This window comes from Aliivibrio salmonicida LFI1238 (genome assembly GCF_000196495.1).
GTDB classification, from domain to species: Bacteria; Pseudomonadota; Gammaproteobacteria; order Enterobacterales; family Vibrionaceae; genus Aliivibrio; species Aliivibrio salmonicida.
On the sequence record NC_011312.1, the window covers coordinates 2,207,271 to 2,230,836 of the forward strand.

Here is a 23,566-nt window from a genome sequence, read left to right on the forward strand (position 1 = left end):
TTTATTTATAGAGGAAATAGATTACGGCGGTATTAGCGTAATAATTTCTTGGCTTGAGTTCCGCCAACAGGACGGCTTACCGAAATTGTTCTGCCTTTCTTTAATCCTTTTTCATAATCAGCAGTAATGTTTGCCATTGCTTCTCTTAACTGCTGTTTGAATGTTTCTCTATCAATATTTTGAAATTCTTTATCAATGTAATCATTAATTTTGTTTGCAGAATCATCATCAGGGGCAATGACAGGCAGTTTTTCAAGTGCGCCTTCAATCCAACCCGCTAAAAATGAATTAACACGTCGAGTGACTTCAAGTTGCCCAGTCCCTGAGCCAGCAAAGCTATTTTTGAATTGGCCTGTTTGTTCATTCATTTCTCGATAAACAATATCAAAGGCAAATGCCGCAAAAATAGCGCGATCAGCAGAACCAATAAATTCTACTTTTTTTAGCCCTTTATGGTTCAGCAGAACCGCTTCAACCCCAAATCGTGTATTGATACCACGAATGATTTTTAGAATATTACTGCCTACATTGGCAGGAAGAAGATGGGTACTTTGCGTTTTCCCCATTTTGATAAACTCAATGTCATCTTTCTCAAGACCATACTTAAGCATAAGGCGATGCGCCATTCTAATGGCTTGAGCGGCTTCATTCACATTTGCTGAATTACCAAGTTCAAGACATTTAGCGATCTTTTTTAGAGCCTTTTGCTTTGCTGATGACATTATCTATCCTTTCTTTTTTTGGGGCGTATATTCTACCTTTCTCTTTCAAAATTTGGAAGATAGAAGATGCGCTTACTTTGTGTTCTTAATGAAATAAATGGAGATAAAAGAAGGGTTGGTGTGGTTTATTAAGTAAATGATAAAAGAAGAAGAGAGATAAGGGTGTTTTTATAAAATCAAAGTAAATAAAAACACCATAAAATGAATCGTGGCTAAAAAAGGAGAGGGCGTTAAATGCCTAGTTCATCAAATAATGAGTCGTTAAGATCCTGAGTATTCTCTATTTTTTGTTCCGTTTTCTGATTGTTTCCAACTTTATGCTGTTCGAACAAATCATCAGCATCGAATTCGTCTTCTTGTTCGAATTCTTCAAGTTGAATAAATTCGGTTTTATCCATCGCTAGTTCAAGATAGAAAATATTATTATTTTGAGTCGTAAACGTAACACGACGTGCTTGAGGGCGATCAAGGTTTGTATCTACAGACAGGATGACTTGCTTATTTAAGGCCAACATTTTTGGTTGGTTTTGCGAAATCGTGGTTTGCAGCTGTTTGCGGATTTGACCCGTAAAATCACCTACGATTTGGTTCATTAACTCACCCAATACGTCACCAACTTCGTCTGAGGTATGCAAGATAGCAAGTTCTTCAGCAGGCATGCCCATTGTTTGCATGTATCGAGTATACAGCTCAAGAGCAGCATCTTTTGTGAAGTTAGTGATAACCAATCCAGAGAAACCACCATCAAATAAAACAAAGCAACCAAAGTCTGGTTTTAAGCTTGTTTTCGATATTTTTTGAACCATGGCTGAGTAATTAACTGAACTTTGAGTTGCCTTCGTTAATACGCCTGACATCGAGCGGCACAACGTTAATAAAATATCATCAGTTGTAATTGTTTTATTTTTTCTTATCGCAGGTTTCATAACGTTCTCTATCAAAATGAGTTAAGAGGAGCTGATGCCATATCGCGTGATCATTGAATCGACGACTTTCTTAATATGGGCCATATACTAAAGCAAGAACAGTGCCACAGCTAAAAGGAATAGGAGGGCATTAGGTTTGTGTGTGAGTATTAATTCAAGACATAAAATATTTGGTTGATATAGCATAGGTTTGATGTTTTATCCACGCGAGATGTTGTAAAGTGTGTTTAGAACAACAATATGGTGCTGAGGGATCAGCAAGTGAAGGAGCATGGAAGCAATGTTACCAGCGTTAAAATTTCAATCGACTATCGATTCTGTTGTATTAACTTATCTAGAAGCCTTAAAACATACTGATTTTAAAGGCGATATAGAAACCACTTACGCCAGTCGCTTAGCGGTATCTACCGATAACAGCGTCTACCAGCAACTACCACAAGCGGTGTTATTGCCCCGTTCCACTGAGGATGTTCAGTGTCTTGCTGTACTGGCAGACAAACCTGAATTTAGAGGGATTACCTTTTCTCCTAGAGGAGGCGGTACGGGAACTAATGGACAATCTTTAACAAAAGGTATCGTGGTTGATCTCTCTCGTCATATGAATAAAGTGATCGAGATTAATCCGCTGGAAGGCTGGGCCAAAGTTCAAACTGGGCTTATTAAAGACCAACTTAATGATGCACTTCGTCCGCATGGTTTTTTCTTTTCTCCTGATTTATCAACCAGTAACCGAGCAACACTTGGGGGCATGATTAATACCGATGCTTCCGGTCAGGGATCACTCAAATACGGTAAAACATCCGATCATGTATTAAGTGTCACTGCTATTTTAGCTAATGGTACTGTGTTAGATACGGCTTTAACCAAAGAGAATCAACCGAAAGCGGCATTAACGGCTCTTGAAGTGACGGAATCAGTATGCCGAACTAAACGTCAACAAATTACGGATAAATTCCCTCCGTTAAACCGTTTCTTGACGGGGTATGACCTAAAAAATGCGTTGAATATTGAAACGGACAATTTTGATATTACTCGAGTGCTGTGTGGCGCAGAAGGGTCTTTGGCTTTTCTCACTGAAGCCATTGTAAATATTACGCCTATTCCAAAGGCAAGAACCTTAATCAACGTGAAATATGACAGTTTTGATGCGGCATTAAGAAATGCGGCATTCATGGTTGATGCAAACGCATTATCTGTTGAAACAATTGATTCTCGAGTTTTAAACTTTGCGAAACAAGACATTGTTTGGCATAGCGTGAGTGATCTCATTACTGACGTACCGAACAAAGATATGCTTGGCCTAAATATGGTTGAGTTTGCAGGCGCAGATCAACAAGAAGTCGATCAGCAAGTGTCTGCGCTAATCGAAAAACTTGATGTGTTGATAGAAAGCGGTAAATCAGGGTTAATCGGCTATCAAGTGACACAAGATGTGGCAAGTATTGGCCGTATTTACACCATGCGTAAAAAAGCCGTTGGGTTGCTCGGTGCTACAAAAGGCGCGGCTAAGCCCGTTGCTTTTGCTGAAGATACTTGTGTACCTCCTGAAAATTTAGCCGATTTCATTCAAGAATTTAGAACCCTACTTGATGGGCACAAACTTAACTACGGTATGTTTGGTCATGTTGATGCTGGCGTACTTCATGTTCGTCCTGCATTGGATATGTGCGATCCGGAACAAGAAGCGTTAATGCATACGATTTCTGATCAAGTGGTGGCTTTGGTTTCTAAATACGGCGGCTTAATGTGGGGAGAGCATGGTAAAGGTTTCCGTTCAGAATATGGTCCTGAATTTTTTGGTGATGAGATTTTTACTGAGTTGAGAAGAGTAAAAGCCGCGTTTGACCCTTACAATAAAATGAACCCAGGCAAAATTTGTACACCACTAGACAGTACTGATGAGCTTGTCAAAGTGAGTGACACTAAACGTGGGTTTTATGATCGCCAAATTCCTGTTGAAGTCAGAGATAGCTTTAATCAAGCGATGGAATGTAATGGCAATGGTTTATGTTTTAATTACGAAACCAGTTCGCCAATGTGCCCATCAATGAAAGTGACCTCTGATCGCCGTCATTCACCAAAAGGGCGAGCCGGCCTTGTACGTGAATGGCTACGTCAATTGGCTGAGAAAGGTGTTGATCCCGTCAAGTTAGAGCACGATTTATTAACAAAGCGTCCATCGATAAAACAAATCATCGACCGTATTCGTAATCGTATAAATAAAGAGAAAGAATACGATTACTCTCATGAAGTACATGAGGCGATGATGGGGTGTTTAGCATGCAAAGCATGTGCAAGCCAATGCCCAATAAAAGTTGATGTACCGAGCTTTCGTTCACGCTTTTTAAATATGTATCACAGTCGTTACCAGCGCCCAGTAAAAGATTACTTGGTGGCAAATATTGAAACGATGTTACCTATAATGGCAACGATGCCAACCGTAATTAATGGTGTTTTAAAGCAAAGTATTACACAAAGCATGACGAAGCGTGCGATTGGGTATGTTGATATGCCATTGTTATCTGTTCCTACCTTAAAAGAAAAATGTCGAGAACGAGATATTGAGACATTTAATTTAGAAACCTTGAAAGGGTTGTCTGATAAAGAGAAGCAGAGTTATGTGTTGATTGTTCAAGACCCTTTCACTAGCTACTATGATGCGAGTGTTATTAGTGATTTTATTGAGTTAATACAGCGTTTAGGTTTAAAACCAATACTGCTGCCATTTAAACCAAATGGAAAAGCTCAACACGTAAAAGGTTTCTTAAAACAATTTACCTCAACAGCAAAGAATACGAGTGAGTTTCTAAATCAAATTGCGACACTGGATATTCCAATGGTTGGCGTGGATCCTGCATTGGTTCTTTGTTATAGAGATGAATACGCAGAAATGCTTAAAGACCAACGTGGTGATTTTGAAGTTCTCACGGTTCATGAATGGTTAATGCCGCGATTAGTTGAGTTTAACAAATCGAACATTATTGATGTTAGACCATGGAAATTGTTTGCTCACTGTACAGAGAAAACAAAAATGCCAAATGCGGAGAAAGAGTGGGGAGAAATATTTAACCACTTTGGATTAACATTGCATACCGTGCCTGTTGGTTGTTGTGGAATGGCTGGGACGTATGGTCATGAAGCCGATAAAGTTGAAACGTCTAAAGCCGTCTATGATCTCAGCTGGAAAGCTAATCTTAGAGTGTTAGATAAAGATCGATGTTTAGTCACTGGATATTCATGTCGTAGTCAGGTTAAACGATTTGAAGGAGAGCAATTAAAGCACCCCTTACAAGCGCTACTGACAAATATTTAATATTGGAATGACTCTGCGTTACTTTATGGTAAAGTAGCGCGGATTTTACACATAGTTGTAAAACTATTTTTTATAAAACGAATGATAAAGCGGTGGTATTACTACCACTTTGTTGTTTACGGGTTGTTATATTGTAATCAATGTTTTTAATTAGAGTTAATAATATAGATGAGCACCGCTGAATTAATTAAACGCATTCCGCACATGAATGTTCTTGTTTTCACTGAAAAACGAGAACGTAGTACCCAGATCCGCCAATTTTTTCAAAAGGCGGGCTTTAAGAGTGCAGATAACTTTAATGTAAGCATGAAGGCGTCTGATTTGCCCGTGTATGAATATTACTTCATTGAATATCGTTATTCTGAACATGAAGTAATATCGGACATCGTTAAGAGTGCACGAGCGAAAGCTAAATTTGGTAAGCGACCAATCTTTATTATTGATATTGAAAATGAAGAGTCTCAAGTCGATGAAATCAATGCGAGAGAACTCTTCCCTGATTTTGTTGTAAATAGTCCAATTAATTTTGGTTATATTGATGAGTTAATTCGGAAATCATTCAATTTAACCTTATTAATTGAGAAATTGATTGCTGAAGTCAATAACTCCCAAGCGGCTTTTATTAAGCGAGCTCAAACTTATACTGGCACGTATAAGAACCGTATGCTTTTAAACATGACATTAGAAGAGTTAAATAAAGCGAAAGATTCTGTCACATTTAAAAAAGTATACCAGCGCCATGATAAAAGCGAGATCATGCCTCAGAACTTAATGGCTTATTGTGAAATGGTTGAGAAACCAAAAGCGATTCCTGTTCTTGAATTATTATTACGCTCAAAGCGTTATCAGTTCCAAGCAAATTTTATGCTTTCTGCTATTTATGCAGAAGCAAAGCATACGAGTAAGGTTCAGATTGCACTTACAAAAGCGTATGAAAATAATCCTAAAAATGACGATGTATTTTATGCGTTTCTTGATTTTATCATCGAGAACAATGAATCATTATTATTGCATAATATGGTAATGAAACGTTTTTATCATATAGGGATTACTCCTTCGACATTAAACAGAATGGTAATAGATCTTGCTAATGCTGTTTATAAAACGAACGTCGTTTTTAATAAAGATGATTATAAACGCTTCTTTGGTCAATTAATTATGACATTAAAGAAACGTATCTCTATGGATAAACGCGATGAACTGCAAGGATTCATTAATGTACTTGTTGCTCGTCAGTTGTATAAGCAAGGTAAGCGTTATAAAGCAAAAGCGATTGCGGTATTAAATTATCATCGTTTTCTTTCTAATCGAAAAGTTGCTTCTGATGAATTTCGTGTTGCCACTTTTGGTGTGCTAGCAATGGCGGGCGAAATAAAGCTGTGTGTCACACTGTATAAAATGTTTGATCAAACTGGACTTAAAAAAACGGCCCCTCAGTTATTACAGCAATCGATGGCCCATTTTCAAAAGTTGAATAAAGTATACCAATGGCTAAGAGCTCAAAAGTCTGCGGATGAAAACAATCTACAATTGGTAAAAATCGGTCAAACGTACCCTTATTCTTCGGATCTTAATTACATGCTATTAACGCTAACATTAAGAGGGAAAAATTTGATGAAAGATCCTAAAAACATTAAACAATGTTTGGCGATTATTCATCGAATGGAAAAGACCAATAACACCGCAGGTTACGAGAATGTAATGTCATCAGTTGAGCAAAATAAAAAAATTCTTATTGATGTATTGTTAGGTAGCTCATAATTTTATCTGTTTTTTTTCTTAATAGGTTTCATCCATCACAGAGATAGGAAAGAGTGATTTAGCTTTTTTCTAAAAATAGTCCACACTTAAGTTATCAAAATAAAAGATAGCGATTGCTAGGGGTATACATGATGGAAAATAAAAAAGTAAAACAATACATGAGCGCACGCCCACTTTCTTTGACAGCGGATATGTCATTATCAGCAGCGTTAGACCAATTTATTACTTCACAACATATTGGCGGCCCAGTTGTTAATGAACAAAGAGAAGTGATTGGATTTATTTCAGAACAAGATTTGATTAAGTCACTTTTGGGTGTGAGTTACCATTGTCAAGATACGCACGTTGTTGGTGATGTAATGAGACAAGATGTCTTAACGGTAACGCCAGAAGATAATATTATCGAGCTCGCACAAAGTATGACAGCGGATAAGCCTAAAATTTACCCTGTTGTGGATGGTGGTAAATTGGTCGGCATTATTACTCGACGTAATGTTCTTCAAGCGATCAGTGAATCGATTGGTCATTGTTTTAAACATCCAGTTTAATCATTTATTAGCATTCACCATCTCCCGATTACAAATTTGTCAGTTATTGTACGGTTAGACATTGGTAATTAATGAAAGGCACCTCGGTGCCTTTTTTTGTTTGCCCAGCAAAGCTGGCAAACCCGTCCACTTGAAAGATAGTGGAGTCACCCTGACTAAGGGGAAGACAATCTGAATGGCAAGGGCGCCACTGGCCAATGGTGGGGTCTGAAGGAAGCCATAAGAAGTTAGATGTACACAACTAACCGTAACCTGTTTCGGCGGGATTGGTGGGTAAGCGTCCAAAATAGCGTGAAGCCCAATACTTAGTTAGACCAATTCTGTGCTTGAGGGTGGCATATCTAACAGGGAGTCAGTGTAATAACTGGGGAAGCCTGGCATCTAAACTTAATTGTTAGTAAGTGGCTTAGATTCAAGAAGAAACTCAAGATCTAATGTCGATGTGAGGTGGCAGATGAACCCGTAGTAGTGAGTAAGGCTAGGCCTGTGAAAGCCATTGATGGTGTGGAGGACAAAACCAAGCCGACTATCAGCAATATGTCTGATAGAGTCAATTTGAGCCAAAAGCACTTATTGATTGCGAAGGGGGGAAGTGATTTATAAATCACCTAAAAATGACGTAATTTATGATGGGTTCACGAATTACCAAATAAGGTAAAGTCTCTATTTTAATGGCTAAGGGTGATACTAAAGCTGTGAATAGAACTGGGCACGGGGAGTAAGTGTTTCTCTTTACTAGAGGCATAGAGGCGGTTAAGCATATTGCGAATAAAAAGGCGTAGCCTTGCTAGAAAACTTAACGCGACAACGAAATAAACCTAACCAATATAAACAAAGTCAGCAGCAGGTGATGTGAGATAATAACTTGAGAGTACACTATAGCCTTTACGGGCGCATGCTGTTACTGCAAGCGCTTTACGTGGCATACAAACAAGTGAGAAAGAATGGAGGTGCAGCTGGTATTGACGGGCAGCGTATCGATGATTTCACACAAAATTTGGAAGTAGAGCTCAGAAAATTATTACTTGAACTACAAGAAAAGCGCTATCAAGCGCGCCCCGTAAAACGAGTTGAGATCGCCAAAGACGATGGCGGTATCAGGTTATTGGGGATCCCTACAGTTCGAGACCGAATTGTTCAACAATGTTTAACGAATATAATGACTCCCATATTTGACCCAAACTTTCATCCATCCAGTTATGGATATCGGGTTGGGCGAAGCTGTCATCAAGCCATCAGCAAAGCTACGCTCTTTATACGTAAATATAATAAGCAGCATGTTGTTGACATGGATCTGTCTAAATGCTTTGACATGCTTGACCACGATCTGATCATCAAGTTCGTGCGAAAACGCATCGTGGACGGCAGTATCTTAGGCTTGATCCGTCAATTTCTAAAAAGTGGAGTCATGATTGGTGAAAATTGGCAGAATAGTGTAATAGGCAGTCCACTACTTGCTAATATCTACTTAGATGAATTCGATCAAGAAATGATGAGGCGTAAGCATCGAATAGTGCGATACGCGGATGACATTTTGATATTCTGCACCTCGAAAAAGGGAGCAGAGAATGCATTAAAAGTAGCTAGCCATATTTTAGAAGTAACGCTAAAACTTAAAGTGAATGAGCGGAAAACCCATATAGCACATAGCGATACAGGTATTAAATTCTTGGGAGTGGAAATTTTCACAAATTACACGGCAATTCAAGAAAAGAAGCTTAAAACCTTAAAAGCGAAAGTAAGACAACTCACCAAGCGTAATGGAGGAGTGAATTTAGCGAGAGTGCTAAAGCAACTGAATCCAGTGCTCAGAGGGTTTGTAAACTACTTCAAAATAGCCAATATTACGAGCACACTGAAAAGCCTTGCGGCTTGGATAAGGCGCAGATTGCGAGCGGTACAAATGAGTTTGTGGAAGAAGCCGTGCAGATTGCATCGTCGTCTTAAGCAACTAAAGTACAAACCGCCATTTAAGTCCATAAAAATGAACTCATGGCGAAACAGTGCGAGTCCGTTAGCAAGCTATGCGATGCCTAATCAGTGTTTCAAAAGTCTAGGCTTGTATTCAATAGATGAAGTTAAAACAGGTGTACTCGCTTCTTTTTATTAAGAAATAGTAAATTGCAGGAGCCGTATACGAGGTCCGTACGTACGGTTCTGTGAGAGGGATGAGGCAAAAGCCTCACCCTACTCGATGATCTTATTCTTTTTGTATTAATTAATGTTATCGCTTGACCTTAGAGTTAACTCTAAGGTTTATAGTGACTGTAATAGTTAATAATACCTAACAGTAAGAAAGGATATTCTCATGTGTACATCTCATAAAACACTCGATCTCAACACCAAGCAACACAATCACGATCACAAACATAACCCTTCAAGCTCATGTTGTGCCGCACCAAAAATCACAAGCATTAAAGCGGAATCGGCAGTGTCTGATTGCTGTAGCTCAGTTGATAAGTCAAGTGACAGTGATTCTTGTTGTGGTTCGGATTCTGGAGAATCAGACCCCTTAGTTGTCATTCCTGCAATAAGTACTTTTTCTCGCAGTTGGCTGATTGCTGACATGGATTGCCCAAGTTGTGCTGCTAAATTAAAAAAAGCGATTCTTGCCATTCCAGAAGTGACGGACGCTAACGTTATCTTTGCAACAGAGAAACTGACGGTAAGAACGAATAACGAAGCGGCGTTTGAGCGAGTGATTAGTGTCGCGAAAACCACGGGTTTTCCATTATCTGACATGGGGTCAAAAAACGCATCAGAAAGTGATGCACAACCATTTTGGCGTAAGAATATTTTATTGATCATCCTTGTTGCCTTTTTAGTCATTGCGACAGGTATTAATTTAGTTAACAAAGAACTCGGGACCATTGCATTCACGGTTGCTGGTTTATTTGGCCTTATTCCAATTGGTAAAAAAGCGATTCGTTTAGCGATCAATGGCTCTCCATTTTCGATAGAAACGTTAATGACAGTTGCTGCTATTGGTGCTGTGTATTTAGGTGAAACGGTTGAAGCCGCCATGGTTATCTTATTGTTTATGTTAGGTGAACAATTAGAAGGCTATGCGTCAGCGAAAGCTCGTAGTGGCGTAAAAGCGTTAATGGACTTAGTGCCAGATACAGCGCTACGCATCAATAAAGATGGCACTAAAGAAGAGGTTTCGGCTTCCGATCTGAAAGTAGGAGACAGAGTTCAAGTTTCCCCAGGTGATCGTTTAGCTGCCGATGCAATATTAGCGTCAGAGTTTGCTTCTTTTGATGAAAGCGCCTTAACGGGAGAGTCTGTTCCTGTTGATAAAAAGACGGGTGATGTATTAATGGCAGGGTCGATTGTTAATGACCGTGTGATTGAAATCGAGATAACGTCAGCTCAAGGTGAAAACGCGATTGATCGTATCTTACATTTGATTGAAGAAGCGGAATCCCGTAAAGCACCGTTAGAGCGTTTTCTTGATAAATTCAGCCGTTGGTACACACCAGCAATGATGCTGTTATCACTACTCGTTATTATTATTCCACCACTGATGTTTGGTCAATCATGGGATACGTGGATTTACCGTGGTTTAGCAATGCTACTTATCGCTTGTCCGTGTGCGTTAGTGATATCAACACCCGCAGCTATAACTTCTGGTTTGGCAACGGCAGCTAAAAGAGGGGCGTTAATTAAAGGTGGCGCAGCATTAGAAGAGCTAGGCCATATTAAAAATATCGCGTTTGATAAGACAGGTACCTTAACGCAAGGTAAGCCAGTTCTCACTGATATTCGAGTACTTGTTGAGACAGAAACTGAAGACAGTATATTATTGCAATCAGCCGCGGTAGAGATGGGGTCGTCACATCCATTAGCAAAAGCTGTGGTAATAAAAGCACAAGAACAAGGCCTGATGGTTATTGAAGCGGATGATCGTGAAACGGTTGTAGGTAAAGGGATAAAAGGGATCGTTGATGAAAAACGAATCGCACTTTATGCGCCTCAACAATTTGATGGAGAAGTTACTTCTGAAGCCGAGAGCCAAATCGCGTTTCTAGAAGAGCAAGGAAAAACGGTTGTTTTAGTGCTAGTAAATGATCAAATATCTGGTTTATTAGCGTGGAGAGATGAATTACGTCCTGATGCGAAAATTGCAGTTCAGAAGTTAGTTGCACTCGGCATTACACCCATCATGTTAACGGGTGATAATGAACGTGCTGCCAAAGCGATTGCTGCAGAGCTGAATATTGACTATAAAGCGGGTTTATTACCGTCAGACAAAGTGAAATACGTTGAGCAGCTAACAGCAAAAGCAAAAACGGCAATGGTCGGTGATGGTATTAATGATGCGCCAGCAATGAAAACGGCCTCTATTGGTATCGCGATGGGCGGGGGAACGGATGTTGCTCTAGAAACTGCTGATGCGGCATTAACTCATAATCGATTAGAAGAACTTGCACCAATGGTTGCGCTGTCAAAAGCAACGCTAAGTAATATTCGCCAGAACATTACGCTAGCGCTAGGATTAAAATCCATATTCTTAGTGACAAGCTTGTTTGGTATTACTGGCCTATGGGTTGCAGTTCTTGCTGATAGTGGAGCAACGGCATTAGTTACATTAAATGCACTGCGTCTATTACGCTTTAAAGAAAAATAAAGGTAGGATACCGTAAAAATAAAACCGCCATTTTATTTTTTTAAGATGGCGATTTTTTGTTTATGAATTTGCAAGAGTAAGATAAGTCGACACATCAATCTCATCAATTTGCTCTGGTTTTAAAAATCTGTTGGCGTACTCAAGGTAAACGTCATCTTCTAAAAATAGTTGGAATATCTCTTTATCTATATGTTGATTTTTTGCCATGAAAGCCAATATTTTTAATGATTCAGACAGTGTTTTTGGCGTTTTATAAGGGCGATCACTGGCGGTAAGCGCTTCAAAAATATCAGCAATAGCCATCATCCTTGCGGTGACGGGGAGCTCTGATGCCGGAACCGCATAAGGATAGCCTTTGCCTGACATTTGTTCATGGTGCCCACCTGCAATTATAGGGATGTTTTTTAAGTGCTCAGGATAAGGAAGGGCTTCAAGCATGGTGATGGTTTGAATAATATGATCATTTATTAAGAAGCGTTCTTCGTTCGTAAGGGTGCCGCGCGGTGCTGATAGATTATAAACTTCTCCGAAATTAAATTTAAACTCAAATGGCTGGAGTGCAAATCGCGTATCGGTTGCTTTGTTTATATCCCACGGTATTTGTTGGCTGTGGTTATCCTGTAAAATGAGTTCGACAGAGGGGGTTACTTTCTCATCATCAGAAAGACGTTGAGTTTCTTCCCACGATAGTCCAAGTTGTTTGTCTAAGGTTCTCACAAAATTTCTTTGTGCTATTTGTTGTAGTCTATGTTGATTTTCTTCACTGAAGAATTCATTACCAAGATTGGACTCCGCAATAAAAGAAAACTCATTGTCTAATTGAGCGATCGTATCATGGTAGTTCCGCTCTAATTCTGGCGTATTCTCTTTATGTTCAATAATTGTTTTTAAATAAAGGATTTCGGCGTCTCGTTTTAGTATTTCAAATCGAGTGCGGATTTCATGAATACGGTTAGTAAACATGTCGAGTTTGGTTGCCTTATCTATAACATGATCTGCGGTGGTTAGTTTCCCACAATCGTGTAGCCAAGAAGCAAGGTACAACTCTTCCCATTCAGGTTCACTTAGTGAAAATGCTTTCCATTGAGTTTGATTTTTTTGTGCGGCACTTGCTAGCATTAATGTTAATTCAGGCACTCGTTGACAATGGCCTGCGGTATGAGGAGATTTTGCATCAATGGCGGAGGCAATCGATTTAGTAAAAGAAAGTAAAAGGGCTTTTTGCTGTTCTAGAAGTTTATGTTTATCAATGGATACTGCGATTATTTGCACTAAACGTTCAATAAATAATAGTCGGTATTTAGGGACAGTATGATTAAGTGGAACTTCAATGACTAGGCAGCCAATGAGCTTTTTCTTATCATTATGTAAATTGAAGTAATGTACAGAGGCTTCACAGTAATAAGATTGATCTTCATTCTTGATAGGGAGCTTTTTCTTACCTTCGATACTGCTTAATGTATTTTCGTTATCAGTGATATAAAGATAACTGTGTCCTGTCGTAATCTTATGGATTTTTTTATCAACAATCGCACCTAATTGAAATAAATTACCGCTTTTTGCAATGATAAAAACTATTTTTAAAATATCATCAATAGTTTGAACCATCGTTTCAAGCGTGCTGCTGAGGTTATGAATTTCTTTAACAATTGAATCTTGCTTTTTCTGTTGATTAAATTGGAAGTGATTTATTTTTTGCGCGTTTTTAAGCAGTGTAACTAATCGATTTGATATGTAAGAAGAGGATAGAAATATAATCAATATCGCGAGAAATATGTAGGCGATGACATTCAAAAACAAATCATTAGATATAGTATTAAAGTTATGATTAATAACACTTTCAGGGATGAGAGACACAAAATACAGAGAGCTACGATTTAATTTGTGGACAAAAGCTGTGTAGGTAGAGCCATCTAGAGACACGGTCTCATGCTCATCATGTAGTACACCTTGCAGTTGCGAATAAGATAAAGGCGTAGGGACATGGTCAGAGTAAATTATTTCTCTTAACTGGTAATCATAAAGATAAAATCCGACATTTCTTTTATTTACAAGTTCGTGGTCTGTGGTTTCAAAAAAAATGGCGGTTGAAATTTGTAAAATAATTTTGAGATTCGTATTTTTAGAGCGACTTAAATATAGATATTCATTATTAAAGGTATATGTTTTATTTGTTTTCCACATCTCCTCCAATGATAATCTAGTTGCATATTCTGCTTCGATGGTTCCGTTAATGTTTTTTAAATTAATACCATTATTTTCAATGTCATAGATATATACATTAGTTAATGCAGGAGAGTGAGAAAAAGCAGAAGACATAAAGTTGATTAGTGATGGTGGGATATTATTAATATCCAATGAGCTTATATCAGAGATTTCTTCTGCTAATGCGTCTATTTGGTATATGGTGAAGTTTACATTATTACTGATGATTTGCTGGTGAAGCTCGGCAACATCAGCGATATGTTCACTTGATAGCTTTGTGACAGCGCTTTTTATATTTGTATATAAATGTGCTGAAAACAGGATGAAAATAGTCGCAAAAATAATGAATAAGTACGTTTTTAATGAAATCCGTTTCATTGCACCCTCGTGAAAATATGTGATATCTAACCTTTAACCTAGTGCATAAAAACAATAAAACCAATTATTTACTTGATAATTAATGATTCTTGTCCAAGACTTGATCTATGCATAATTATTATTAGGTGACTATAAATGGATTTGTTGTCTTCTTACCGCTCCAATCAAAAAAGAACAATGCTGCGGGTTTTACCTTCATCGTTGCTTATTAATATCTTATCGTTATCAATCCCTCTCGTTGTACTACAAATTTACGATCGAATCTTACCAAATCAAAGTTATGGTACTGCGGTACTGCTTCTTAGTGGTGCTAGTATTGCTATTTTAATCGATGCTTTTCTTCGTTTTGTTCGTTCTTGGATACTAGCCGCCGCCTCAATAAATACCGAAACGAAGATGTATTCTTATATTTTACATCAACTGACTGAACTGCCTGCTAAACAATTATTGAGTTTAAAGCCTGGCCATCTTCAAGAGGGGCTGAAAGGGATCTCTTCAATTAAAGAGTTCTATTCTGGTGGTTTGTTGAGTGGGCTCATTGATGTGCCCTTTGTGCTTATTTTCCTTTCATTAGTTGCTTATGTGGGAGGGGAGCTTGTTCTTATTCCGATTATTGTTTGGATTATTGCGGCGGTGTTTGTTTGTTTGTTTTCGAATAAATCATATCAGCATGCTAAGACTGCAGCAGGAAGTGAAATCAGTCGGATGAATTTTTTAGTTAACCTGAATTCTGGATAAAACATGCTTTAAGCGAGGATTAGTTCAAATTCACATTCTGATAGCTTAATTCGTGGCTTTTGTTTTTTTAAACAATAAGCCACAACGCCTGAAATTACATTTAGCATGAAACCAGTCACGCTACGATGACGGCTATGTTCAATTTGAGAGATATTCTTCAATTGGTCATTTATCGTTTCGATAATGTATCTCTTTGATAACATAGCCTTATCAAAAGCACTTATCTCTTTTGCTTTCATGTTTTTTCGCGAGGTAGTCACTAAATCGACATCAGAGTTCTTTAAGCTCTCACTCAACTTTTTACCTATGTACCCTTTATCAGCGTACAATTTCCCCGAGAGTTCTTTGCATAAATCAGGTACAGGAGTCCTATCATTTACATTGCCAGCTGTGATTTTCAGCGAAATAATTTCTCCAAGATGGTTAATCAATAAATGAAGTTTGAAGCCGAAAAACCATCCCATGGTACCTTTTCCTCTTTTCGCAACACCATCAAAGACTTTATGGCGAGGAATTCGAATGTTATGGCATACTTTAAGACTCGTGGAGTCAACAAAAGCAATGCCAGTCGGCTTACCTTTGATAGATTGAAAATAGGCACACATTGGGGCGATTAGGCTAGGCATTTTGCTCACAAATCGAGTGTAGCTAAGTAAATTTGGAAAGTATCCTTTCCAATATTGATGAACTAACCCGATATAGAAGTTCTTGAAATCTCTATGATTTGATTGATGAAAAGCGATGACAATAGTCATACATTCACTAGTAGACATTACTGACTGACGTTTTCTTTTTCTCTCACTAGCCTCAACAAGGTATTTTTCCCATTGAGATAAGAATTGATAACAAAAATCATCGACATCACAAAATATATCAACTAATTTATTCATCTTGCCCACCTTTTAAAATACGTTCAAATAATTCTTGGTCGAAAGATCTGATCGTTAGGTGGGCAATTAGTTCAGCCTTATCCAGAATTCAGGTTAGATAGTAAAAAACCGCAGGGAATGCGGCTGATGTTATGTCGGTGAGATATTGTGGTTATTGTATTTGTCTTTTGGTTCTTGGCTCGTTATTGGACAAAAACGCATTTCAAGTTGACCTAGTGAGAGTACAAAAATGGCATAGAATTACTGCCTTTATCAACTAAATCTCTACTACGCACTCCCTTGATAGTGATACAATCTCCGCATCTGAATTACCGAGAAACTCTATGTTTATTCATCATGTTAACGACATCGACTGGCTGGTGATTACCGCTTTTGAAGAACTGAAAACGATGTTTATCGAAGAAGCGGGTGCGATCCCTTCTTGCTTCTCTACCGCCAGCGAATTGAGCCTGATTGATCAAGCCAAGCGTACTTATGGATATTTGCCCACACTCAGCGGCGTAATCACCGATACTGGCACTTTTCAAAGCCAAAATAATGAAGAAGATTTGAACCCACAGCTTGCCTGTCTAGTTGAGGGACGTGGTCGAATATTTATCTATCACGGCGGCTTTGTCGCTTTTGTGGATGACGAGCAAACCTTTATTACCCGAATGGACTGAAAATAGCGGTATTCTTAGACTTAAGTAAGCTAATGTCAGCCCTGACACAGAGGGCTGACATTAGCCTTCAGGCTTTATATCAAACTCGTCATATAAAGCCTTAGCTCCCCGCCACAAACTCGATTCACTTTACTTTGATGACCGTTACTTGCGATCTTTCTGCGTATCGTAACTGATGTGCTTATCTACGTTCTTTAGTTCAACCCCAACCTTATTAAACGCCTTTTGGATAGTTGTTGATACATGAAGCGGGTCTTCTCCCATTAAAAAGTTTGTTCTATCTTGATCCGTTTCAAATACGCAGACGATTTTTAAGCTCTGTGGAAAAGAAGAGTATTTGACCGTATGAGTCACCCAAAGGAAACCCTCGTAGCCTTTTAACGTATCTTCACAAACTTCGGTTAACACCTCTCTAATTTGATTTTCGATCTTCTTATCTGATTTACGCATAAAGCAAACTTCCTATTTAACACCTTTAAAAAAGTTTTCGGTCAACATTGTCTTAAACGATATTGAGCACTGTGGCTGTTTCAAATGCAAAGTATTTATAGTAACACTTGAAAATCTCACTGTGTGGGACTGTAGTGGATGAGTAAATATCGCCATATGGTTAGAGTTATAAATATTAGGAAAAGTAAGTCAAACAACAGGGTTTGAGATTGGCGTCGAGGGGTAGATAGACAATAAAAAGCCGCAGGGAATGCGGCTTGATATTGGATAAAATGTTATTTTTCACGCAATGACGTTAGTTTATTTTTGATATTGCGTGCTGCTCTGCAATGAATGCGATCTCTTCATCATTTAAGCAAGATTTACTGACATATTGGCGCTGTTTACCCATGTGAAAGATAAACCCTAAATCGCTTTGTTGAAGTTGTTCGATTTCACTCCAGGCGATATTACGGGTGTTTGTACCGTTTTTATAACTCACACCGTTAGAGTCAACCTGGAATACCACTTTACTGCCAAAGATCGAGCTGATTTTTTGTCTCCATAACCACCAAGTTCTCTTAAAATAGATATTGAGCCCCTCAATAATACTCAAAACAATAAAGAACCAACCAACATAACCATTAGGTAATAGTTCAAGTTTTAATAAAACCACACCAAAAAGAAAAAAAAGTATTCCTTTTAAATAGGCTTTTGGAAATTTAACAGAGCGGCTAGTTTGATCATAACATTCAGCAAAGAAGGTCTTGTCGAGAGTGTATTCTGTAGTAAAACTAAAATCTTTAGGCATATGTGGCTACTTTACGGTTTTATGTGAATGAGTATCCCATGCTGCAATCTCGCAACTCATTTATTGTACCGCTTTTCGGTACTTTTCTTTAGCTATTTTAAGCCTATTATTCACATCACAAGTATTTTTCTATTAGTAAGAACGACAAGATTCAAATGTATCTTGAAGTCGCTTAAATATATAAATAGAATCAAACCGTTCAAAATGATTGGACTTTATAGGGAATTCAAATGGCGTATAACGTGCTAGATGTCAACCAGTGGGCGCGAGCTCAGCACTTGAGATTTTATCAAGGCTTTAGTCACCCTTGGTATAATATCTGTTCCAATATCGACGTAACCGCGCTGTACCAATATTGTAAGCAGCACAATCATCGTTTCTTCCACGCTTATCTTTATCTAACTCAGCAAGCGCTAAATCAATGTGAACCGATGAGCTATCGCCTTGTTGGGGAAGAAGTCCGCATTTACTCACCTATGTGTATCAGTGTCGCACTGCTTGCCGATGATAATACGGTGCGTTTTTGTGATTTAGACCATGAGCCTACATTTTCTAACTTTACACTAAGTGCATCCAAAGCCGAGACACTGATTAAGAACACACCTTTTATCGTAGAGCAGTTCATTGGCCAAGAAATGAAGCAGAACACGATTCATTTAACCGTATTACCATGGGTAGATTTCACTAGTATGACTCATGCTAGAGACGTTAACTTTCCAGATAGCGTGCCGAAAATGGCATTTGGAAAACTGGTTCAACAAAATGAACAATGGCGTATGCCGCTATCCATTGAAGTACATCATGGCTTAATGGATGGTTTACACGTGGGGCAATTTATACAGATATTACAAGCGATGTTTGATGACCCATCACAGCTTGAACAATAGAAATAGGCTTCATATTTATACTGAGACGAGCAATATTACGCTCGTCAACATGCCCTATAAAGGATATCTAACTCATTATCTCCAATTCTACTTACCCGTTTCACTCTTAATGTTAGAGAACTTAAAATAGATCCCTACTTACGCGTATCATATAAGTTACATATGCTTCATTAGTTGACTACAAAATCTAGCTTATCATTAACTATAAATACGCCAGAAACGTCACACAATTCACAAATATACATGACTTTTCATATGACAAAACCAAACAAACCTAGGTACACTCAAAAGATTACTTAATTAATTTTTTTGAGCTTATGTTTGGATTAAAACGAGTCAAAGCAGAAAATGAGGCTCTAAAAAAAGAGCTGTCAAACCTTCAACAAAAATACCAAGCTGATATTGTCGCATTAGAAAGTCAACTCCAAGACGCTAAACAGCAAGTTAGCTCGGCACAACAACGTTATCAAAGTAGCGATGGGTTGATTTCGAGCAGTTTAAAAGGCGGGGACATGCTGCAAACCATTCGAACTGCGATGGTCGAAAGCGCTCAGTCGATGGCTCAAGAAAATGAAAATCTACAACAACTCGGTGAGGTTTTTAAACAAACACATCAAGCACTTTCTCGCCTTGACGATAGAGCGATTAAGATAAGATCCCAAACCACTCAAAGCATTAAATCTGTTCCAATATTAGATAAAACCGCCAATTCTATCTCCCACCTTGTATCTACTATTCAAGAGATTTCTGACCAAACAAACTTACTGGCGCTTAACGCTGCAATTGAAGCCGCTCGTGCAGGAGAAGCAGGCCGAGGGTTTGCTGTCGTTGCTGATGAAGTAAGAAAGCTCGCAAGCAAAGCCAGTGAAGCCAGCGAGCAAATTGATTCGTTAGTGAACCAAGTTCTGACTCAAGTGGTTGCGATTAAAACCTCTATCGATGAGAACCAAATTTGTGCCGAAGAGGTCTCCGCTTCTTCTGCACAAATTGGGGTTATCGTAAATGAGGTTGTTGTGAAATCAGAGCATATGAAAGGGGTTATTTATATCGCTTCAACCAGAGCCTTTCTTGATACTGTCAAACTTGACCATGCAATTTGGAAAAACAATATCTATCGCTTGCTACAAAGCGGTTCGTTCGGTGAATCCGTGAATACTCATTCAGAATGTCGATTGGGTCAGTGGTACTACAAAGGAGATGGTAAAGCCTACGTTCATCTGAAAAGTTATGCGCAGCTTGAAGGGCCTCACAAGGAGGTACATGACAGTGGTCGCGAAGCGATGAGCAAAGCCAAAACGGGCAATATGCCGGGTATGATCACATCAATTAATGCGATGGAAAATGCCAGTGAACAGGTCGTGATTCAAATTGATCATCTGATGGACGAAATTGTCGTAACCAAATAGAACGGTTTGTTTCAATAACAAGTTTAAGTAAACTTTCAAGCCTCCAAACAACCCTGAATGTTTATAATATGTTCAGGGTAATGTTTGGTTGCTCAAATACCGATTGATTTAACGTCGTAAAAACGATTCGAATCAAATGGTGACTAGATTAGAGCGATTATTTGCATCACAAGTACTTTTTTATTCGTATAACAGTAAAGATTAAGGGGTTCAATTTGATAGTAAAAAACCGCATAAATGCGGCTGATTATTGAGGGAACATTTTAGTTTTACCAAAACGCGATTAACACCCTCTTATTTAGGTCCATCTAATCGAGGAGACCAATCTTCTAGGCTTTGATTCTCTAAGCGTCTAGCCACTAATCTATGCCATGATTCTACAAGCGGTAAATCCAATAAAGAGCTTAGCTCTTGTTCATCTAAACACCCTTCAAAAACTAACTTCATTATTTTCGATAAAGGCCATTTAGGGTAAGGACGATCACAAAGGAATATCTCATCACCACTACCAATATCACCGTTTTCTAATACTCTAAAGTACCACCCGGTTCTTAATGAATCCTGCAATCTTAACGCCATATCATCTTGTTTAAACTTAACATTTAACTTCCAACATGGCATTCGACCTTGAGATACTTCAAGCAATGTCGAACCAATTCTAATTTTATCATTCAAACAAATAGTGTCTTCACTCACCCCTGTTGAACTGATATTCTCACCAAAAGCCCCTATCATTTGTAATGCTGTATTACCTTCTAGCTCTTTTTGCCATTCAACGTAATGCTCACTTGGGTATATATGAATCGCTTTTTCAATACCTCCATGAACTCGTAAATCACCTTGCTCATCATCAATAAAACCTAATTGTAATGTTACTTGTCGTTCAGATTTTGGTTTCTTATTAATTGCACTTTGTGAACCTTTCGCATAGGGAACACTTTTACCAACAAGTACAGAGTTTACAACACCAATTTTTTTCATATTCAACCACCTAACCTACTATTAATTAATCAAAATAATAAACGTGAATTAAATTAATATTATCTATAACCAACGTCTTTGAATATTGGTTGAATTGCGATCACTTCCATGCTTCTTTCTGTACTTTTTAATATTCTATTTTCAGTATCTGAATAAAAAACATGTCTTTTGAATCTATTTTCATTAGGGAATTGATCTAATAATATGGTTAAGTTCTCTTCTAAGATATTTCGATTAATGTCATCAATCAACACTTCAAATAGTACTTTTTCGTCTTTTGATATCTCTACTTTGTATTTCATTTCATTTCTTAATTAGTTATAGAATTGTTCTTCGAATTGCTTCATGAAAGTTACTAATGTCTTTACTCCCTCTATCGGCATCGCATTATAGATTGATGCTCGAATACCACCGACAGAGCTATGGCCCTTAAGGGAGGTAAGTCCCGCAGTATGAGCAAGAGATACAAACTTTTCTGTTAATGCTTCTGACTTTAAATAAAATGGAACATTCATGATTGAACGAGCGGCAGAATCTATATGATTAATATATAAACTTGAGTTATCAATTGCATCATACAATAACGCTGCTTTTTCTATATTTATCTTGTAAATAGCCGATACACCGCCAATCTCCTTAAGCCATTTAAAGACTTCATTAGCAACGTACCATGGATAGGTTGGCGGTGTATTTGGCATCGAATAATTTTCAGCCAATACCTTATAATCAAAAATAGTGGGTATTTCACGACTCACTTTTCCCAATAAATCATCACGAATGATAACTAACGTTAATCCTGCTGGACCAATATTTTTTTGAGCTCCCGCATAAATAATTCCATATTTAGAAACATCAATTGGGCGTGACAATATGAATGAAGACATATCTGCAATTATTGGTTTATCTGTAATAGGCAATTCATTAATCTCTAACCCATCAACCGTTTCATTTGGACAGAAGAAAACATACTGAGCATCCTGTGATAATTGCCAATCAACGGGAGATAAGAGTGATTGCTTTTGATTATTTCTCTGAACAATATTGATGGTATTAACCTTACAAAATTTACTCGCCTCTATCGCTGCATACTTTGACCAATGACCGCTAACAACATAATCCGCTGTTTGTGACTTATCCACCAAATTCAATGGAACCGCTGAAAATTGACCACTTCCACCACCATGACAAAACAGGACATGATAATTATCAGGGACCTCCATTAGTTCTCGTAATATCATTTCAGACTCTTCTGCTAATTGCATAAACTCAGAACTACGATGGCTAAATCCCATGATTGATAATCCAGTTCCTTTCCAATCAAGAATATCATGTTGAACTTGTTGTAAAACACTCGTAGGAATAACAGCAGGCCCTGCAGAAAAATTATATTTAGTGTGCATAAGATTATCTCGCGATCTCTTTGCAATCATCGTATCGATATTTTGCAACTAAATTATCTAAAAAATCACCTAGTAATTGATTCATTCGACTTGTAGATGTATTTAATATCTCAAGCTCTGATTGAATAAAAATATGCTCATTTTGCACGGTAAAGTCACGAATACTATGCTCGATCAAAGAAGGCAGCTCGGAGGCGATAAACTCAAGATGGCATTGAAATCCATAGACCAAATTTGAATATCTAATGATTTGTCTCGGACATCCTTTACTAGAAGCTAATACCTTTGCTGATTCGGTTAAACCCGGCATATCATCATGCCAATGCCCAACGAGCTCTGACAAATTAAAATGATCAAGTGATGAGTCGTGAATTCCATCTTTACTTAATTGGATGGGGAAGTAGCCTATTTCCTTCTCTGGGCTTCTCTCATATTTTGCCCCTAGTGCTTCACCAATAAGCTGAGCACCAAGGCAAACTCCCATAACCATTTTATTACCATTGATCCCGTGTAAAATAAGACTTTGCTCTTCTTTTGAATGAAAGTATGCGCACTCTTCTTTAGTTGTATCTGGACTTTGTGGGCCACCTAACACGATTAACCCATCAAAATCATTCATATTGAGAGGCAGCATATCCCCAAGATAAACTCGTGAATAAGAAACCTGATAACCACGATTATTAATCCAAGAATCAATAAAATTAGGCCCTTCAAATTCTTCATGAATAATTATATGTATATTCATAACGCCTCCTGACTTTGCGAAGACACTATAATATGGTAATTTCAACTCGGCAGGATAATGACACATTGACAACAAACCATCTCAAGCCGCCAATTATTATAAGCGTTGAAATAGGAACAAGAACACAAGGATGA

Annotated in this window: 19 protein-coding genes; 9 read left to right on the forward strand and 10 right to left on the reverse strand. The window is 38.1% G+C overall.

What is annotated here, in order from left to right; translation table 11 throughout:
• Positions 1 to 32: 32 nt before the first annotated feature.
• Both VSAL_RS10835 and VSAL_RS10840 read right to left on the reverse strand, forming a co-directional pair.
• A complete protein-coding gene (locus tag VSAL_RS10835) occupies positions 33 to 722 on the reverse strand; it encodes a DUF2786 domain-containing protein (protein WP_012550597.1) in 690 nt (229 codons plus the stop codon).
• Positions 723 to 952: 230 nt separating this feature from the next.
• On the reverse strand, positions 953 to 1,648 hold the full coding sequence (locus VSAL_RS10840; RefSeq protein WP_012550598.1) for a DUF3334 family protein: 696 nt from the start codon (positions 1,646 to 1,648) through the stop codon (positions 953 to 955).
• Positions 1,649 to 1,928: 280 nt separating this feature from the next.
• Between VSAL_RS10840 and ydiJ the strand changes: the two genes are divergently transcribed.
• From ydiJ to VSAL_RS10865, 5 genes are all read left to right on the forward strand, one after another.
• Complete coding sequence (gene ydiJ / locus VSAL_RS10845; RefSeq protein ID WP_012550599.1) at positions 1,929 to 4,961, forward strand: D-2-hydroxyglutarate dehydrogenase YdiJ; 3,033 nt, start codon at positions 1,929 to 1,931, stop codon at positions 4,959 to 4,961.
• 168 nt (positions 4,962 to 5,129) lie between these two features.
• Positions 5,130 to 6,722, forward strand: a complete 1,593-nt coding sequence (locus VSAL_RS10850; protein WP_012550600.1) for a hypothetical protein — start codon at positions 5,130 to 5,132, stop codon at positions 6,720 to 6,722.
• A 131-nt stretch (positions 6,723 to 6,853) separates the two neighbouring features.
• Entirely contained in the window at positions 6,854 to 7,270 is a 417-nt protein-coding gene (locus VSAL_RS10855) for a CBS domain-containing protein (RefSeq protein ID WP_023603473.1), read from the forward strand.
• A gap of 865 nt (positions 7,271 to 8,135) precedes the next feature.
• On the forward strand, positions 8,136 to 9,380 hold the full coding sequence (ltrA, locus tag VSAL_RS10860; protein ID WP_044583295.1) for a group II intron reverse transcriptase/maturase: 1,245 nt from the start codon (positions 8,136 to 8,138) through the stop codon (positions 9,378 to 9,380).
• A 198-nt stretch (positions 9,381 to 9,578) separates the two neighbouring features.
• Positions 9,579 to 11,900 (forward strand): zinc/cadmium/mercury/lead-transporting ATPase, encoded by a 2,322-nt coding sequence (locus VSAL_RS10865; protein ID WP_012550604.1) that lies wholly within the window; start codon positions 9,579 to 9,581, stop codon positions 11,898 to 11,900.
• Positions 11,901 to 11,960: 60 nt separating this feature from the next.
• Here the strand turns inward: VSAL_RS10865 and VSAL_RS10870 are convergent, their stop codons facing one another.
• Positions 11,961 to 14,483, reverse strand: a complete 2,523-nt coding sequence (locus VSAL_RS10870; protein ID WP_012550605.1) for an HD-GYP domain-containing protein — start codon at positions 14,481 to 14,483, stop codon at positions 11,961 to 11,963.
• A gap of 135 nt (positions 14,484 to 14,618) precedes the next feature.
• Between VSAL_RS10870 and VSAL_RS10875 the strand changes: the two genes are divergently transcribed.
• Positions 14,619 to 15,221: an ABC transporter transmembrane domain-containing protein gene (locus VSAL_RS10875; RefSeq protein WP_231850842.1), complete on the forward strand. Its 603-nt coding sequence runs from the start codon at positions 14,619 to 14,621 to the stop codon at positions 15,219 to 15,221.
• Positions 15,222 to 15,229: 8 nt separating this feature from the next.
• Here the strand turns inward: VSAL_RS10875 and VSAL_RS10880 are convergent, their stop codons facing one another.
• Positions 15,230 to 16,111 carry an IS982-like element ISVsa6 family transposase gene (locus VSAL_RS10880; RefSeq protein WP_012548944.1) on the reverse strand — a complete coding sequence of 294 codons (882 nt, stop codon included), beginning with the start codon at positions 16,109 to 16,111 and terminating at the stop codon, positions 15,230 to 15,232.
• Between the two features lie 323 nt (positions 16,112 to 16,434).
• On the opposite strand from VSAL_RS10880, the gene VSAL_RS10885 reads away from it, so the two are divergent.
• Entirely contained in the window at positions 16,435 to 16,773 is a 339-nt protein-coding gene (locus VSAL_RS10885; protein WP_012550606.1) for a hypothetical protein, read from the forward strand.
• A 144-nt stretch (positions 16,774 to 16,917) separates the two neighbouring features.
• Here the strand turns inward: VSAL_RS10885 and VSAL_RS10890 are convergent, their stop codons facing one another.
• Together VSAL_RS10890 and VSAL_RS10895 are read right to left on the reverse strand one after the other, a co-directional pair.
• A complete protein-coding gene (locus VSAL_RS10890) occupies positions 16,918 to 17,223 on the reverse strand; it encodes a hypothetical protein (RefSeq protein WP_012550607.1) in 306 nt (101 codons plus the stop codon).
• A 295-nt stretch (positions 17,224 to 17,518) separates the two neighbouring features.
• Positions 17,519 to 18,013: a YcxB family protein gene (locus VSAL_RS10895; RefSeq protein WP_012550608.1), complete on the reverse strand. Its 495-nt coding sequence runs from the start codon at positions 18,011 to 18,013 to the stop codon at positions 17,519 to 17,521.
• A 230-nt stretch (positions 18,014 to 18,243) separates the two neighbouring features.
• Between VSAL_RS10895 and VSAL_RS10900 the strand changes: the two genes are divergently transcribed.
• A complete protein-coding gene (locus VSAL_RS10900; protein WP_012550609.1) occupies positions 18,244 to 18,900 on the forward strand; it encodes a CatA-like O-acetyltransferase in 657 nt (218 codons plus the stop codon).
• Between the two features lie 317 nt (positions 18,901 to 19,217).
• On the forward strand, positions 19,218 to 20,306 hold the full coding sequence (locus VSAL_RS10905) for a methyl-accepting chemotaxis protein (protein WP_012550610.1): 1,089 nt from the start codon (positions 19,218 to 19,220) through the stop codon (positions 20,304 to 20,306).
• 294 nt (positions 20,307 to 20,600) lie between these two features.
• On the opposite strand, the gene VSAL_RS10910 is transcribed toward VSAL_RS10905, so the two are convergent.
• Genes VSAL_RS10910 through VSAL_RS10925 form a run of 4 tightly spaced genes read right to left on the reverse strand, consistent with a single transcriptional unit; the run spans position 20,601 to position 23,432 of the window.
• The gene (locus tag VSAL_RS10910; RefSeq protein WP_012550611.1) at positions 20,601 to 21,287 is read right to left on the reverse strand and encodes an MOSC domain-containing protein; all 687 of its coding nucleotides are present in this window, start codon (positions 21,285 to 21,287) and stop codon (positions 20,601 to 20,603) included.
• 59 nt (positions 21,288 to 21,346) lie between these two features.
• Positions 21,347 to 21,589, reverse strand: coding sequence for a hypothetical protein (locus VSAL_RS10915; RefSeq protein ID WP_012550612.1), 243 nt, complete (start codon positions 21,587 to 21,589; stop codon positions 21,347 to 21,349).
• A gap of 12 nt (positions 21,590 to 21,601) precedes the next feature.
• Complete coding sequence (serC, locus tag VSAL_RS10920) at positions 21,602 to 22,687, reverse strand: 3-phosphoserine/phosphohydroxythreonine transaminase (protein ID WP_012550613.1); 1,086 nt, start codon at positions 22,685 to 22,687, stop codon at positions 21,602 to 21,604.
• Between the two features lie 4 nt (positions 22,688 to 22,691).
• Positions 22,692 to 23,432, reverse strand: a complete 741-nt coding sequence (locus tag VSAL_RS10925) for a type 1 glutamine amidotransferase (RefSeq protein WP_012550614.1) — start codon at positions 23,430 to 23,432, stop codon at positions 22,692 to 22,694.
• Between the last annotated feature and the right edge of the window lie 134 nt (positions 23,433 to 23,566).

Bases quoted from the DNA above. Each gene is read 5' to 3' on its own strand.
- VSAL_RS10835 (WP_012550597.1), bottom strand. From the start codon at position 722: ATGTCATCAGCAAAGCAAAAGGCTCTAAAAAAGATCGCTAAATGTCTT.
- VSAL_RS10910 (WP_012550611.1), bottom strand. From the start codon at position 21,287: ATGAAAAAAATTGGTGTTGTAAACTCTGTACTTGTTGGTAAAAGTGTT.
- serC (WP_012550613.1), bottom strand. From the start codon at position 22,687: ATGCACACTAAATATAATTTTTCTGCAGGGCCTGCTGTTATTCCTACG.
- VSAL_RS10855 (WP_023603473.1), top strand. From the start codon at position 6,854: ATGGAAAATAAAAAAGTAAAACAATACATGAGCGCACGCCCACTTTCT.
- VSAL_RS10925 (WP_012550614.1), bottom strand. From the start codon at position 23,432: ATGAATATACATATAATTATTCATGAAGAATTTGAAGGGCCTAATTTT.
- VSAL_RS10885 (WP_012550606.1), top strand. From the start codon at position 16,435: ATGTTTATTCATCATGTTAACGACATCGACTGGCTGGTGATTACCGCT.
- VSAL_RS10915 (WP_012550612.1), bottom strand. From the start codon at position 21,589: ATGAAATACAAAGTAGAGATATCAAAAGACGAAAAAGTACTATTTGAA.
- VSAL_RS10865 (WP_012550604.1), top strand. From the start codon at position 9,579: ATGTGTACATCTCATAAAACACTCGATCTCAACACCAAGCAACACAAT.
- VSAL_RS10880 (WP_012548944.1), bottom strand. From the start codon at position 16,111: ATGAATAAATTAGTTGATATATTTTGTGATGTCGATGATTTTTGTTAT.
- VSAL_RS10840 (WP_012550598.1), bottom strand. From the start codon at position 1,648: ATGAAACCTGCGATAAGAAAAAATAAAACAATTACAACTGATGATATT.
- VSAL_RS10900 (WP_012550609.1), top strand. From the start codon at position 18,244: ATGGCGTATAACGTGCTAGATGTCAACCAGTGGGCGCGAGCTCAGCAC.
- VSAL_RS10850 (WP_012550600.1), top strand. From the start codon at position 5,130: ATGAGCACCGCTGAATTAATTAAACGCATTCCGCACATGAATGTTCTT.
- VSAL_RS10890 (WP_012550607.1), bottom strand. From the start codon at position 17,223: ATGCGTAAATCAGATAAGAAGATCGAAAATCAAATTAGAGAGGTGTTA.
- VSAL_RS10875 (WP_231850842.1), top strand. From the start codon at position 14,619: ATGGATTTGTTGTCTTCTTACCGCTCCAATCAAAAAAGAACAATGCTG.
- VSAL_RS10870 (WP_012550605.1), bottom strand. From the start codon at position 14,483: ATGAAACGGATTTCATTAAAAACGTACTTATTCATTATTTTTGCGACT.
- VSAL_RS10895 (WP_012550608.1), bottom strand. From the start codon at position 18,013: ATGCCTAAAGATTTTAGTTTTACTACAGAATACACTCTCGACAAGACC.
- VSAL_RS10905 (WP_012550610.1), top strand. From the start codon at position 19,218: ATGTTTGGATTAAAACGAGTCAAAGCAGAAAATGAGGCTCTAAAAAAA.
- ydiJ (WP_012550599.1), top strand. From the start codon at position 1,929: ATGTTACCAGCGTTAAAATTTCAATCGACTATCGATTCTGTTGTATTA.